A 14,952-nucleotide genomic window follows, 5' to 3' on the forward strand; every position below is an offset into this window, starting at 1 on the left:
GGTTCTTCTGACGCCTGCGGAGGTTTGACTTTCGATACAGATATTACTGCTTTCGATTGTTCCAACGTTGGTGATAATGCCGTAACATTAACCGTAACCGATGCGAACGGAAACTCATCGACCTGCTCGGCTACTGTAATTGTGGAAGATAATATTCCTCCGGTGGCATCCTGCCAGAATATTACCATTCAGCTCGATGCTTCAGGAGCAGCGGCAATAATTGCAGATGACATTGACGCCGGTTCAGACGATGCCTGCGGAATCAAATCGCTGGTTGCTAGCCAGACTGATTTTGACTGCTCAAATGTTGGAGCTAATACCGTAACACTGACCGTAACGGACAATAACGACAATGTATCAACTTGTGATGCTACCGTAACGGTAGAAGATAATGTTCTTCCCGTGGCAGTTTGCCAGGATATCTCAGTTCAACTGGATGCTTATGGCAGCGTGACCGTATCTGCCAGTGAAATAGACAATGGATCTAACGATGCCTGTGGAATTTCAGCATTAACCTTATCTCAAACCGAATTTGGCTGTGATGATGTAGGTGACAATGTTGTTACATTAACCGTTTATGATAATTCAAACAATACCTCAACATGCACGGCCACTATTAGCGTGGGAGATACGATCAAGCCCGAAGTTATTAGTGCGAGCGATCTTACTGTTGAGTGCGACGGAAATGGAAATACAGATGATTATAATGCATGGTTAGCCAATCATGGTGGAGCAACAGCTTCAGACATTTGTAATGGTGGAGTAACCTGGAGCGACAATGCTGATCAGCAGGTATGGATTGGTGACGATTGCAATAAATCAATAACTGTTACTTTTTCGGCTACCGATGTTAATGGAAACATAAATTCTTCTACTGCTACATTTACTATTGAAGATACATCAGCACCAACATTAACTATACCTGCTGAAGATCTGAGCATGGAGTGCTATGACTTCAGTAAAGTAGAAGATTGGTTGGCAACTGCAACTGCTTACGACACTTGTCAGGGTAACGTAACGGTTTCTAATAACTTTTCTGCTCCACAAAGCAACTGTAGTCAAACAATTACTGTTACTTTCACGGCTACAGATGGTTGTGGTAACACTACCTCAGCAACAAAAGCAATCTCTGTTAGTGATACTACATCACCGGTTCTTACTTTACCAGCTGATATAACTGTAGATTGTGATGCCAGCACCGATCCGCAAAATACAGGATCGGCCAGCGCAACCGACAACTGTGACGACAATCCGACTGTTACTTATTCTGATTTTGTAACTGAAGGAGAATGTGCCAATGGATCAGAGATCACTCGTACATGGACAGCTACCGATGTTTGCGGAAATACCGTATCACAAATACAAACTATTACAGTCCAGGATACAACTCCTCCATCATTCGATGGAACTTTACCAGCTGATATTACAGTTGAATGCGACGCTGTACCGGATATGGAAACGCTAACAGCAACCGATAACTGCGGAACGGCCACTGTAACGATGATGCAGGATTCAACTGAAGGAGATTGTCCAAATGAATTTATTATCTCCAGAACCTGGATTGCCAGTGATGCATGTGGCAACACGATTTCGCATACTCAGGTGGTTACTTTACAGGATACAAAAGCTCCGGAATTCAACGAAATTCTGCCGACTGATATTACAGTTGAGTGTGATGAGATTCCTGTTGCGGATACGCTTACTGCTTTTGATAATTGTGGTGAAGCATATGTTACTTTCGAACAGGATTCAACCCCTGGAGAGTGCCCGGTTCTTTATACAATAACAAGAACATGGACCGCCGTTGACGCCTGTGGAAATAGCACGGTACATAATCAGGTTGTAACCGTACAGGACACTAAAGCTCCTGAATTTAACGAAACTTTACCTGCCGATACGACCATTGCCTGTGGTGACGTTCCGACTCTGCATACTTTAACAGCTTCAGACATTTGTGGTAATGCTGTTGTAACGCTGAGTCAGGACACTTCAGTAAGCGAGAATTCCGGCGAACTGATCATTACCAGGACATGGACTGCTGCAGATGACTGTGACAATAAAACAACACACACACAAATTGTTACGATAAAAGGTTTTCCTGTTGAAATTACCGATGCGCAAAACCAGAAAGTCCTTTGTACCGGGTATGCGCAAACTGTACTGGAAAACTGGCTGGAAAATAACGGGGGTGCCACTGTATTAGAAGCATGTGGTGATGTTAGCTGGACTAATGACTTTACCGGTTTATCAGATGGTTGTGGCCCGACAGGAAGAGCAACTGTAACTTTTACAGCCACCGATGAATTTGGGAATGGTGCTTCAACTACAGCAACATTTGAAATTTCAGATCATATCAGACCTGCCATTACCAATCAAGCCTCTGATCTGACTGTAGATTGTAGTTCAGATGTTTCAGCTGCATTAGATGAATGGCTTGCAAATAACGGAGGCGCAAAAGCAGTTGACGCATGTAGCAAAGTTTCATGGGTAAACAACTTTACCGAACTTACTCATGGGAAATGTGGGGCTTTTGCAACTGTTACCTTCAATGCCTTCGATGCTTGTGGAAATTTTGTTAGCACTTCAGCAACCTTTACAGTCATTGACACTATTGCGCCTACATTCACCGTCCCTGCTGATGTTACACTTTACACCGATGAAAATTGCGAGTACGATGCAGGTATAGAGATAACCGGTGAGGTAACCGACGAATATGATGCTTGCGATACTGCTGAACTTGAAGTAACATATACCGACGAAGTTGTTCAGGGTGAATGTGCCGGAGAGCAGATCGTACTGCGCACCTGGAATGTTACCGACGGATGCGGAAATGCAACTACTGCTGTTCAAACGATCTCTGTTCGCGACAACATTGCTCCAACACTGAGCTGTAATCCAATGACGGTTTATACCGATGAAAGTGGAAGTCTGACACTGGGTAATACGGATATAGCAGAGCTTTATACCGTTTCTGACAACTGTTCAGCTGAAGAAGATATCACAGTTACCGTTTCTCAATACGAATTCGGATGTAACGACGCAGGTATGCAGGAAGGAATTACAGTGGTGATGACAGCTACCGACCTTTGTGGCAACGTATCGACCTGTTCTTCTGCAGTTACCGTGGTGGACACCATTACACCGATTGCAGTATGCAGCGACCTGACCATTGCTCTTGATGCTGACGGAAATGCCAGTATTACTCTGGAAGATATTGAAAACGGTTCGACTGATAATTGCTCAATCGACACAATGTACATCGACAAAACTGATTTTAACTGCGCCAACGTTGGTGAAAATGAAGTGGTTCTGTCGGTAGTAGATCACGCCGGAAATATTGGAACATGTACATCAACAGTTATCGTAATGGATACCATTGCTCCAACAGCTGTTTGCAGCGACATGACTGTTGCTCTTGATACAAATGGAAATGCCAGTCTAACCTTGGAAGACATTGAAAATGGTTCAACCGATAATTGCTCAATCGATACCATGTACATCGACAAAACTGATTTTACCTGTGCCAATGTTGGTGAAAATGAAGTCGTTCTGTCGGTAGTAGATCATGACGGAAATATTGGAACATGTACATCAACCGTTATTGTAATTGATACCATTGCTCCAACAGCAGTTAGCAGCGATATGACCATTGATCTGGATGCCAACGGTAATGCAATTATCACGTTAGAGGACATTGAAAATGGTTCGGCCGACAATTGCTCGATTGATACCATGTTTATCGACAAAACTGATTTCACCTGTGCCAACGTTGGTACAAATGAAGTTATCCTTACCGTTATCGATGCAAGCGGAAATGTAGCAACTGATACTTCAATTGTTACAGTAGAAGCTGGTGATGCAGACTGTGGAAAAGTTAGAGTATTAGCTGCTCCTGATACGCTCACCCTGGTTGTTTGTCCGGGTGGAATTGTGAACGGAGTGTTAAATCTGCTGGCTAACGACGAAGGCATTGGTACTTCAGGAGTAACAATTACTGCTGATAATCTTCCTGACAATGTACAGGTAAGTTTAACTGATGGTCAGGTATTGTATGCCAACGAAGAATCTTCGGAAGCTGTAATCCAGTTTACCTATACCATCTGTAGCAACACCGAAGGAGAAAATTGTTCATCCGCCGAAGCAACAATCTATGTTCAACTAGACTCAGATTGCGATGGTATTCCTGATGTAACTGATATCGACGACGATGACGATGGTATACCTGATGATGTTGAAAATGACAATGCATTAAATCAGTCAACGCTCGATTCTGATGGCGACGGTATTGTTGACCGCCTGGATATCGATTCTGACAACGATGGTATTGTAGACAACATTGAATGGCAATCAATGATTAAAGAAGGTGGTATTTATGATTACGTTGCACCTACTGGTAACGATACCAATGGTGATGGATGGGATGACGCCTATGATTCTGAAAATGGTGGAAATTGGTACCCGGCCTGGGATACAGATTTCGACGATATTCAAGACTACCTGGATACCGATACTGATGATGACGGAATTGATGATAGCGTTGAAGGTTGGGATGCAGCACCACATGATACCATTGCTGATGTACTACCTGCAGGAATTGATTCTGATAATGACGGTCTGTATGATGCCTATGATTCATACAATACCACAGATGAATGGTTAATCGGATTGAATGCAATCGGAAGTTTTGCTCCGCTTCAGGATATGGCACGTGACACAATAAATGGTATTCGCGACTGGCGTGATGATCTACCTCCTTTACCGAAAAGGAGGATTTCACCAGTAGAACTGATTATCCCTGAAGGATTCTCGCCAAATACGGATAACAAGAACGATTATTTCGAAATTCGAATGAATGAATCAGATCTAGACAACACCCTGTTTGGTGAAGAATATCCTGATGCACACTTATACGTGTACAACCGTTGGGGTAACCTGATCTTCGAAAAAGAGCACTATGGAAACTACGTTAAATGGGGAAGCAACAAGGCAGATGCCTGGTGGGACGGAAGGTCCGATAATTCAATGACCATTGGAAGTGGTAAAGTACCACCAGCCACCTATATTTACATCCTGATACTGGATAATGATAATGTTGAAAAAGGAACCTTGTTCATTAACTATTAATCCATAAAAACACAACAACAATGAAAACTTTAAATAACAAAAATCAAAAAGTGAATTTGAAAAATTGTGTACAATGGATAGTAGTATTCATGGTACTGATTTCAACAAATGTATATGCACAGCAGGAACCATCCTACACGCAATACATGTTCAATACGCAAACCGTTAACCCGGCCTACGCCGGATCGTGGGAAGCCATGGGATTTATGTTACTGGCACGCGAACAGTGGGTGGGCATCGACGGTGCTCCTTCGACCCAGACCTTTTCGTTCCAGAACCTGCATAAAAACGGTAAAACCGGTTATGGTCTGAACCTGATTAACGATAAATACGGTAAGGAAAAACGCTTTTCGGTATTTGGCGATTATTCGCACATGGTACAGGTAACAGACAACGTAAAGCTTCGTATGGGACTTAAAGCCGGATTCTCGGCCTATTCGAATAACCTGAGCAATTACCAGGTACTTACTCCTGACGATCCTTTTTTCCAGGGAGAAGTCGACTACAAATTCATGCCTAACTTTGGTATCGGATTGTTCCTGTACGACAAAGATTTCTATGCAGGGATTTCAATTCCGAAGATTGTGAACAATGAATTTGAGAACAACTACAACAACTACTCCAGCCAGGCCGAACTGCGCCACTATTACATCATGGGTGGATATGTTTTTGATCTCTCGGAAAAAGTTAAATTTAAACCAACCATGTTAGGAAAAATGGTTAAAGGTGCTCCGGCACAATTCGATTTCTCGGCCAATTTCCTGATTGCTGAAAAAGTGTGGTTGGGTGCGATGTACAGAACCGGCGATGCCTTTGGCTTCCTGGCTCAGTGGGTGATCAATAATAAATTACGGATTGGTTACTCAGTTGATTTTGCTTTTGGCGAGATTGGGGGTTATCAAAATGGGACACATGAAATCATGATTTCTTACGAGATCAGCAAAATTGCTGACGAGGTAATACACAGATATTTCTGATAATAATATGATTGATGTTGTGGCTAAAACCCGAGATCGAGCCTTTGTTGCTGGTCTTCGGGTTTTTTCTTTTTGTGTTCTTCCACAATGACATCGATTTCCATCAGGCAGCGGCCACACGAAGTTCCGGCCCGGGTATGTTCCTGTATCAACTCAATTGAATCGGCTCCTTTATCCAATACCTGCCGGATTTCTTTTTCTTCCACCAAATTACAAATACACACCAGTTTTCTCGCCATTATGCCCTGGAATTAATGAGGGTAACTATAATTCGACGTTGTTCGCGCGGACCATCAAACTCGCACAGAAAAATGTTTTGCCAGGTTGAAAGTCCCATTTTTCCCTGCACAACAGGAATTGTTTCGCTGGGTCCCACAATACCTGCCTTTAAATGTGAATCGCCATTATTGTCCTGTGCATCGTGTTCCCAAATTCCAGATGGCACCAATTTTCGAAATAAAGAAACCACATCATTCTGCACTGAATTATCCCAGTTTTCCTGGATCATTATTCCGGCAGTGGCTCCCTGAACATAAACATTAACCAATCCTGAATTGACTTCCGAACGTTGAACAATTTCGCGCACCTGCTCGGTAATATCAACTAAAACATCGTGTTCCTTTGTACTTACTCTAATAATTTCCTGCATTAATTCATTACTTTATTCTCTGCGTATACTTTTACAGAACGGAAGATCTGGATCACTGTATCGCTTTTCGGCAGTGTTGCATAGATCTTTTCCATAAACCGGCTTTCCATAAGAAACTGAAAAGACGGTTTAAAGTTCAAGTCGTATACCCACGAAAGCTGCATTACTTTTATATCGAGCTGACTGGCAACCGATGCTTTGTCCACCAGATCGCCTGCCAGCACCTGTTTGGCCACTGCAGGTGTTACCACAGAACCGACAGGCATCTCCCAGGTAAGCGTATGATTTGGTACCGATCGGGGCTTGGTATAATTATCGGTGATTACCTTTAAAATATCAAGTTTGTCAGCATCGCGAAGCAGTTTTGCCAGTTCCAGACCATCTCCTGTTACATCACGCGAAATTTCTCGTTTGTTGTGACTGAAAATAGCTGCAAGAACATCGGTTTGTTGTTGCTCCGATATATCACTTAAAAAATCATTTTCCCGAAGCACCTTAACCGAATATTCAGCATGATCTACGGATTTACTGTCGTTGAAGGTATTGAATTCAACCAACTGAGCGAAACGACCAATGTCGTGAAACAGCCCCGCACAAAAGGCCAGCGTTTGTTCGTCCTCCGATCGTCCGATTTTTTTTGCCAATGTTTTGCACAAATCGGCCACCCTTAATGAATGATCGTACTTAATTACAAAATTGTTCTGATGCTCCTGACTTAGTCCGGAAAACGACTCAAAATAGTTCTTGAAATTCGACTGTGTCCGGTTAACCCTTTCCTCCATTTATTCGCTTATAAATAATGCGCAAATCTAATCCAATATGTATTGCTGCGATATAACGCGTCGGGAAATTTATTAACACCTTAACATTTGACATGCATTTCATCGCTTATTTAGGGGCCTAACTTTAGCGATTCTGAATGAATGGAAAATAATGTTCAGGGATTGTGTAATTTTGCTATTTTTGCAGCCGATAAAGGTCCCATAGTTCAATGGATAGAATACAAGATTCCGGTTCTTGCGATCTGGGTTCGAATCCCGGTGGGATCACTTTTAAAACACTTAGCACGCACTGAACGAACACAATACATGTGTTCGTTTTTTATTTTGCCAATCACTGGTCAACCACTGCACAGTCAACTCCACATTTTCAGTTTTCCTTTTTATCTTTTTTCTTGAAAGAAAAATTTAGCTCCAATTCGAGTGCTGTATTGGACTTCAAGCGTAAAAGTAACTATCTACTAAACAGACTATTGGTTTTAATTTTCTGTGATACTAACTAAAACACTAATTTATTCCATCAGGTCAGCATCATAATCACTCTTGTTCACCCAATTAGTAGGCACTTCTTCACCTTGCATATAGCGGTTGTAATAGTTTCTGACTTCACCAAAATATTCATAATTATCGAAAACATCGCCATTGCCCAGTATCCTGGGATCGCCTTGCTTCCTCAATTTTTCAATCATCTCTTCATTCATACTGACTTTAAGTTCAGAAAAAGCTTCTTCTGATGCAAGATTTTTCATACAAAACGGATCCTCTTCAATGTTGTAAAGCTCTTCTGAAAGGCGTTTTCCAAAATTAAGTTGCCAGTACTCTAGTTGCCCTTTCATTCGGCGTGTATCAAGAATGTATGTCTTTGTTGGACTTCCATCGCAATTGAGATATCCGGTATCAGGATTTCCGGCCGGCCAACGTTCCGGTTTAAAATTGCGGATGTACAAATAATTATCCCGGATTATTCCCCGAATGGGATAGCCCTGATCATTTGGTCGGCCTACATCATGTCGCTCCTTCCCTATGAGCACAAAATCACGTTCGGGATTAATACTTCCGCCATTTTCTGAATAAAAAATATCAGTAAGGCTATTCCCTGTAATTGGCTGCATTCCAACTTGCTCTGCTGTCAATCCTGTTAATTCAAGATAAGTAGGAACAAAATCAATAAAATTCACAAAATCATCGACAACCCGACCCGGATTTTTTATGCCATCCGGCCAACTTATTGCCAGTGGCAAATGACTGGAATATTCGTATTCCTGCCCTTTAATTCGAGGAAATGGCATTCCATTATCGGCGGTTACAATAACAATGGTATTATCAAGTTCTCCTATTTCCTCCAGTTTTTGTAGCATCCGGTTCAAATGTGCATCAAAATGCTCTATCTCAAAGGCATAATCCAGCATATCTGCCCTTACGGTATCTCCATCGGGCCAGAATGAAGGAATTTCATCGATTTCGTCAATATTCTTGTTTCCCTTGTTTATTCCCGATTTAAACTCGTATTTCCTGTGTGGTTCGAAACAACCGTACCAAAAACAAAACGGTTTATCAGAAGGACGGGCAGCTAAAAATGCCTCAAAATTTGCCGCATAGTCATTGGTGGAAATGCCGGTGGTAATCGGGGGTGCTTTAAGTTCATCGAATTTGATTCCGGTAAGCTCCCTTTTTTTCCCATTTATTTGGCCCGGATTACCCGGAGCCCAGCCTTTCCCGACATTTCCAACGAAGTAGCCGTTCTCGCTAAGCACTTCAGTATAAGTTTTAAATTTAGACGGGAAATTGGGTGAATGGTTACAAGCTTCCTCCAGTTGCCATGTGTTTCGCCCGGTTAGTATGCACGAACGGGATGGCGCACATTTAGCATTGGGAGTGTAGGCCCGAGTAAACAGAATTCCATTTTGGGCCACACGATCAAATGCCGGAGTCTTGACCCATTCGCATCCGTAAGCACCAAAATGTTTCCAGGAAGCATCGTCAGCAATAGCGAAAAGAATATTGGGAGCTTGTTTTTCCACGGTTCCTTTACCTGGCTGACATCCACTCAAAATGATTACAACCAGAATTGCCGGTATTGAAATGAATTGTTTCATATTTGATTAGTGTTTTGTTCTCAATAACTCTATTTCTAAAATAGCTCTCGATCCAACATTAAGCTAAATTTCCTACTGAGCTTCTAATCCCTAAATTCGTATTAGATAGAAACAAGCAAAAGCTATTCATCTGTGCTTATTTATAAAGTACTTAATTCTATTCTTATATATTTTTTACCACCGACAGTTTTTTTTAGTTGCTTTGAAATTCAGGATTTAATGCTGTTGGTACCGGAGCCCCGGTTTCTTTTCTCCACCGTTCCAGCATTTCCAACAGCTCGTCCACTTTTTCGGGATTCGAGTTCGCCATGTTGTTTTTTTCCCCAATATCCTCTTTAAGGTTATATAATTCAATATCGTTATTTTCGAAATACTGGATCAACTTCCAGTCGCCATAACGAAGTGCTGATCCGGGACGAGTGCGAAATAATGGATCTTGAGTTGTCGTATCGTTTTTAACATACGCTTGCAAATAAATGGGGAAATGCCAAAATAGCGGACGCTCTTCAATGGTTTCATTTTTTGTAAGAACAGGTAACAACGATTCTCCGTCCAGAATTTTATCTTCTGGTTTCGAAATGCCGGCAACGGCCAAAATGGTAGGATAAAAGTCGAGATTCGTTACCGGGATTTCCGATTTTACTCCTTTTGGAATTTTCCCTTCCCAGCAAGCCACCATCGGTTCCCGAATTCCTCCTTCGTAGTATGATCCTTTGCCCGAACGCAATGGCCATTGTTTGGTAATTCCGTAGTGCCCGCCATTGTCAGAAGTAAACAGTATAAAAGTATTCTCTAACTTCCCCTGTTCTATGAATAGTGAAATAATTCTTCCAATTTGGGCGTCAACGTTTTCAACCATTGTAGCGTATTGAGCATTATTCTGCCCGTTCCACTCCGCTTTGTTTTCATACTTCTTAAGTAAATCTCTAACCGGCTGAATTGGTGTATGAACAGCATAAGGCGAGTAATACAGAAAAAAGGGTTCTTCCTGTACCGACGAGAGAAACCCGAGAGTTTCATCGGCAATAAGATTGGTTAAATAATAATCATTAGATGGAGGTGTTAGCGATGGAACACTTTTATAAGGCGGATAGTAACTTCCGGGGTTCCCGGTATGACTTCCTCCAATATTTACATCAAAACCACGTAATTCCGGATCATCAGTTAAATGCCATTTCCCGGCATGACAAGTGATGTATCCATGCTGTTTTAATATTTCAGGGATAAGCAGGTTATCATCAGGTATGTACTCGTTATTAGGTGTGGGAATCAGCTTGCGGTCTTTACTTTTTCCCCGGTCTGAATTACTTACCGTGTATATCTCATGACGTGGTGTCCACTGTCCACTCATTAAACAGGCCCTGCTGGGCGCACAATTCGAGGCACCGGCATATGCCTGGGTAAAAATCATTCCGTTTGCCGCAAGAGCATCAATATTGGGAGTTTCGTAGTATTCCGATCCCATGAAACCAACATCGCGCCAGCCCATATCATCGATATTAATCAACAAAATATTCGGCCGTTCTACTTTATCCTTTATCGGCGTACACTGAATATTCAGAACAAGAATGAATATAATGATTAAACTATAGTGTTTCATAAATCTAATTTTCTGCCTGAATTAGATAACTAGTATGGACAATTTTGGAGCCGAATGTATAATCGACTCTGTTGCCTTAACAGGATAAATCTTCTAGCAATTCTCCATTTCACTTGTTCAGAATACTTCTGAAAACATAATTCAAACTATCCAGTTAGCTGTTATCGCATTTAAATTATGACAAAATCTCTTCCTTGCCTTCATTAATTAACTTCAGCACCAGTTCTCCAAACAAAGTGTTAGCCCATGCAAACCATGAACGTGTGAATTTTTCCGGATCATCTTTATGAAAAGTTTCGTGCATAAAACCGGTGTCAGCATCGGTATTACGCAGCGTTTTTATACACCACCTGATTTCCTCATCTTCATTGCTGGTCATGGCACGCATAATAATACTCATCGGCCAAACCATATCGTATCCAACATGCGGGCCACCAATTCCTTCAGCAGCTTTTCCCTTAAAGAAATACGGATTATCCTCGCTCCAAACCAGGTTCCTGGTATTTTGATAAATCTTATCGTTTTTGTCAAGAAGTCCCAAATAAGGTAAAGCCAGCAAACTGGGCACATTGGCATCGTCCATAAAAGTACGGTTGCCAAAACCATCCACCTCAAAAGCATAAACTTCCCCGTGTCGTGGATGCTCAACAATTCCGTACTTTTCGATGGCTTTATCTACCTCATCAGCAAGCACTTCGCATTCTTTTGCAAAGGTTTTGTCTCCTGTTACTTCTTTACTTATTTCAGCCATCTGGCGAAGTGATACCACTGCAAATAAGTTTGATGGAATCAGGAATCCGTAAGTGGTCGCATCATCCGAAGGACGGAAAGTTGAGTTAATTAATCCTACCGGTTTAAGCGGACGACCGAAACCTCCGTTTGAAACGGTATCCAACTGACGGTCGGTTACCCGCAGAAATGAATATGGTCCCAATCCGTCCTTGCGTTGCTGTTCCTTGAAAGTCTTAACGATCAACTTAGCAGCTTTTTGCCAGTCGGCATCAAAAACAGAAGTATCGCCAGTCGTTTTCCAGTAATTATAGGCCAACCGAACGGTATAAGCCAGGGAATCGATTTCCCATTTTCGCTCGTGCAAACCGGGCTTCATGTCGGTATTGTCGCTCATCCAGTGCACTTCCTCTTCTTTGGTTTTGTTGAAGGCATTGGCATAGCGATCGAGCAAAATACATTGCGTTTGCCTGTTCACGACTCCGGCCAGCAAAGTCTTCAGTTTTTCATCCTGGTTGGCCAGCGGCAAATATGGCCATACCTGAGCCGTTGAATCGCGCAACCACATCGCGTGAATATCGCCGGTAATTACAAAAGTGTCGGGCTTTCCATTCAACGTTCCGTGTTCCACTGTAGTATCCAGTGTATTGGGGAAACAGTTTTCGAACATCCAGGCCAGTTTCGGATCTTTAATCTTTGTTTTGGCACTGACAATTGCGTCTTCCACAGCCTTCGATACAAAGTTACGCTCCCCTGAAGCCGGACGATTGCTAACGTAGTTTTTTCCAATCTTTGCTGCCCATACTGGTGAACTTCCGGCAATGCCAATTCCGGCCAATGTAACTGCTCCTGCTTTTATAAAATCTCTTCTGTTGCTCATATCAGTTTCTTTATTTTGTTCAAGTCGACTCATATTTGCCCAAATTTAAAATGAATTACGGGTAGTTTAGTTTTATGGTAATTCTTTATTTGTCCATGAGTTTATATACCGGGAATTGCGTAATTCTGAGCGTGGTGCAACCATAAGGAATTAAAGTGATCTCTTCCTCATTTTCATCCACAATTCGGTAGGGCCATGCCGGTGAGGGTGTTTTTCCTGCCATGTTCCGGTTTTCAGTCCAGATCGGCATTCTTCTCCCCTTTGTTTTTACAATGATTGGAGCATTCTTAAGATTCCATGGATTGGGTTGAATCTCATCAGCAATTTCGATGTGAAAATCGGTGTTTTCAACAGTCTTCTCCCAAATTGCATAATTCCATGGCGATTTTGGAAGCACTTCCCAAAAAGTATCATCGTAATCGTCTTTGGTCACTTCGCGCCACTCTTCCTTTATTTTGAGGGCATAAACCAGTGGTCCACGCTCAATCCCAAGCGACATTTCGTGCCAGTAACTAAAACGAAAATCCATTCCCAGGTGCAGTTCAACTTTATCTCCCGGATTCCATTCACGATTAAGAACGACAATCCCGTTTTGTGCTTCAACCTGCTGAGTTGCATCGTTTATTTTTATGCTGAACGATTTGCACCACTCCGGAATTCTCAGGTGAAACGGGAATTTTACCGCATCATCACTTTCAATGGTAAACTGAATTTGTTCTTTAAATGGATAGCCTGTTTCCTCTTTTATGGAAACCAACTCTCCGTTTGCAACCTTTGCAGTTACAGTTGTTGGACCATAAACCAGTGCTGCCAGTCCGTTGTCGGCAGTTGCATACCAGGTATTCTGAACGAACTTTGGCCAGCCCTGGTGCATGTTGGTCAAACAACAGGGATAACCCGTAGTAGTTCCAAAAACGTTTCGCCCTTGCCGATCGTTAAAGAAATTTCGTTCGTCATCGGAAACCTTGATCTGGTTTACCTGCTGAAAATATTGCTTACGCATGTAATCGTCGGTACTTTGGGTTGGCAGTACATTGTATGCGATCTTTTCAAGATAATCAGCATAATACACATCTCCTGTTATCGGCAGAATGTTTTCAAAACAAAACATCATTTCCACCGCTGAACACAATTCTGAACCTTGTGTCGGATCGTTTCCGTGCATGCGTTCATCGGCGCCGTACATTCCGTTTACAAAACCATGTACTTCCTTAATCGAATTCAGGCCTTTTTTTATCGATCCCAGGTATTTTTCTTCCGGATGTTGCTGATAATAAATGATCGGCTCTTTCAATCCCTGCGCAACATTCACACAGTGAAGATCGGGCAGCGGATTTAAACGTCGAATCTTATCACCGGCATAAACTCCTGTCCAGTCAAAAGTTTGTTTATGAATAATCTCCGCGAGGTCCAAAAGAAACTTATCGCCGGTAATGTTGTAGAGCCAGTACACCACAGCCAGGTTGTCGCCTCCCCTTCGGTTAGCCCAGTATGTCACGTAGCCCAACTCATTCTCAGGCAACATTTTCAGTTGGTAACGAAAATAGTTGGTCATCAAGGTAATTACACGTTCGTCACCCGTTGCAGAGTAATATTGCTGCAGCACTTTCAGCATCACCATTTTGGGCCACCAGTCGTTTCGCATTCCTTGTTGAGTACCCGGAATTTGTTCATAATTCTCAGGCAAAGGTCTTGGCCCGAAGTAACCATCTTCCTGCTGGTTTTCGATACTCCATTCGATCCATTTTTGAGCTTTGGCTTTTAGTTCATCATCATCAAGTAAATAAGCCAGTGGAACCAGCCCGTCGAGCCAGTATGGACCACGTTCCCAACCATCGCCGGTACCTCCCAACCAGCCGTTATTGTCGCCGCACACAATTTCGTAAATGCTATCGAGGTGACCGGTTAAACCATCGGCTTGAATTTTCAGCATTTCCTGCAGAAAGCCTTCTGCTTGAACGGCACCAATCGGTAATGCGGTGTATGGTTGTGCAACTAAAGGTGCCTGGTTGGTAATGTAATGCTCGTTTCTTTTTTCGTTGCCAAGCGTCACCTGAATGACAAGCAAAATGAGAACTGAACTAAGGTAAATCTGTTTCATTGGTATAGGATTTTTTA

The 14,952-nt window shown here is 42.4% G+C and carries 9 protein-coding genes and 1 tRNA gene; 3 read left to right on the forward strand and 7 right to left on the reverse strand.

All coding sequences use genetic code 11. The features are described 5' to 3' along the window. Both WFY05_RS19410 and WFY05_RS19415 read left to right on the forward strand, forming a co-directional pair. Positions 1-5,124 (forward strand): T9SS type B sorting domain-containing protein (locus WFY05_RS19410; RefSeq protein ID WP_340114587.1); only part of this gene is annotated, 5,124 nt, incomplete at its 5' end. Between the two features lie 20 nt (positions 5,125-5,144). Continuing rightward, positions 5,145-6,101, forward strand: a complete 957-nt coding sequence (locus WFY05_RS19415; RefSeq protein ID WP_340114588.1) for a PorP/SprF family type IX secretion system membrane protein — start codon at positions 5,145-5,147, stop codon at positions 6,099-6,101. A gap of 23 nt (positions 6,102-6,124) precedes the next feature. On the opposite strand, the gene WFY05_RS19420 is transcribed toward WFY05_RS19415, so the two are convergent. Genes WFY05_RS19420 through WFY05_RS19430 form a run of 3 tightly spaced genes read right to left on the reverse strand, consistent with a single transcriptional unit; the run spans position 6,125 to position 7,532 of the window. Next, a complete protein-coding gene (locus WFY05_RS19420; protein ID WP_340114589.1) occupies positions 6,125-6,340 on the reverse strand; it encodes a (2Fe-2S)-binding protein in 216 nt (71 codons plus the stop codon). Beyond that, entirely contained in the window at positions 6,340-6,750 is a 411-nt protein-coding gene (locus tag WFY05_RS19425) for a secondary thiamine-phosphate synthase enzyme YjbQ (RefSeq protein ID WP_340114590.1), read from the reverse strand. Before WFY05_RS19425 ends, WFY05_RS19420 begins: the two co-directional genes overlap by 1 nt. Further along, the gene (locus WFY05_RS19430; protein ID WP_340114591.1) at positions 6,750-7,532 is read right to left on the reverse strand and encodes an HD domain-containing protein; all 783 of its coding nucleotides are present in this window, start codon (positions 7,530-7,532) and stop codon (positions 6,750-6,752) included. The genes WFY05_RS19425 and WFY05_RS19430 overlap by 1 nt, the downstream gene beginning before the upstream one ends. A gap of 195 nt (positions 7,533-7,727) precedes the next feature. Between WFY05_RS19430 and WFY05_RS19435 the strand changes: the two genes are divergently transcribed. Then, positions 7,728-7,799: transfer RNA gene (locus tag WFY05_RS19435), tRNA-Arg, on the forward strand. A gap of 242 nt (positions 7,800-8,041) precedes the next feature. Here the strand turns inward: WFY05_RS19435 and WFY05_RS19440 are convergent. The 4 genes from WFY05_RS19440 to WFY05_RS19455 all read right to left on the reverse strand — a co-directional run bounded on the left by WFY05_RS19440 (position 8,042) and on the right by WFY05_RS19455 (position 14,935). Further along, positions 8,042-9,625, reverse strand: a complete 1,584-nt coding sequence (locus WFY05_RS19440; protein ID WP_340114592.1) for a sulfatase family protein — start codon at positions 9,623-9,625, stop codon at positions 8,042-8,044. Positions 9,626-9,818: 193 nt separating this feature from the next. After that, complete coding sequence (locus tag WFY05_RS19445; protein ID WP_340114593.1) at positions 9,819-11,225, reverse strand: sulfatase; 1,407 nt, start codon at positions 11,223-11,225, stop codon at positions 9,819-9,821. A 175-nt stretch (positions 11,226-11,400) separates the two neighbouring features. Then, positions 11,401-12,867 carry a glycoside hydrolase family 125 protein gene (locus tag WFY05_RS19450; RefSeq protein ID WP_340114594.1) on the reverse strand — a complete coding sequence of 489 codons (1,467 nt, stop codon included), beginning with the start codon at positions 12,865-12,867 and terminating at the stop codon, positions 11,401-11,403. A 52-nt stretch (positions 12,868-12,919) separates the two neighbouring features. Further along, complete coding sequence (locus WFY05_RS19455) at positions 12,920-14,935, reverse strand: beta-L-arabinofuranosidase domain-containing protein (RefSeq protein WP_340114595.1); 2,016 nt, start codon at positions 14,933-14,935, stop codon at positions 12,920-12,922. Positions 14,936-14,952 lie beyond the last annotated feature (17 nt).

Origin of the sequence: Maribellus mangrovi (assembly GCF_037646455.1) — a bacterium.
In the GTDB taxonomy this organism is placed as follows: domain Bacteria; phylum Bacteroidota; class Bacteroidia; order Bacteroidales; family Prolixibacteraceae; genus Draconibacterium; species Draconibacterium mangrovi_A.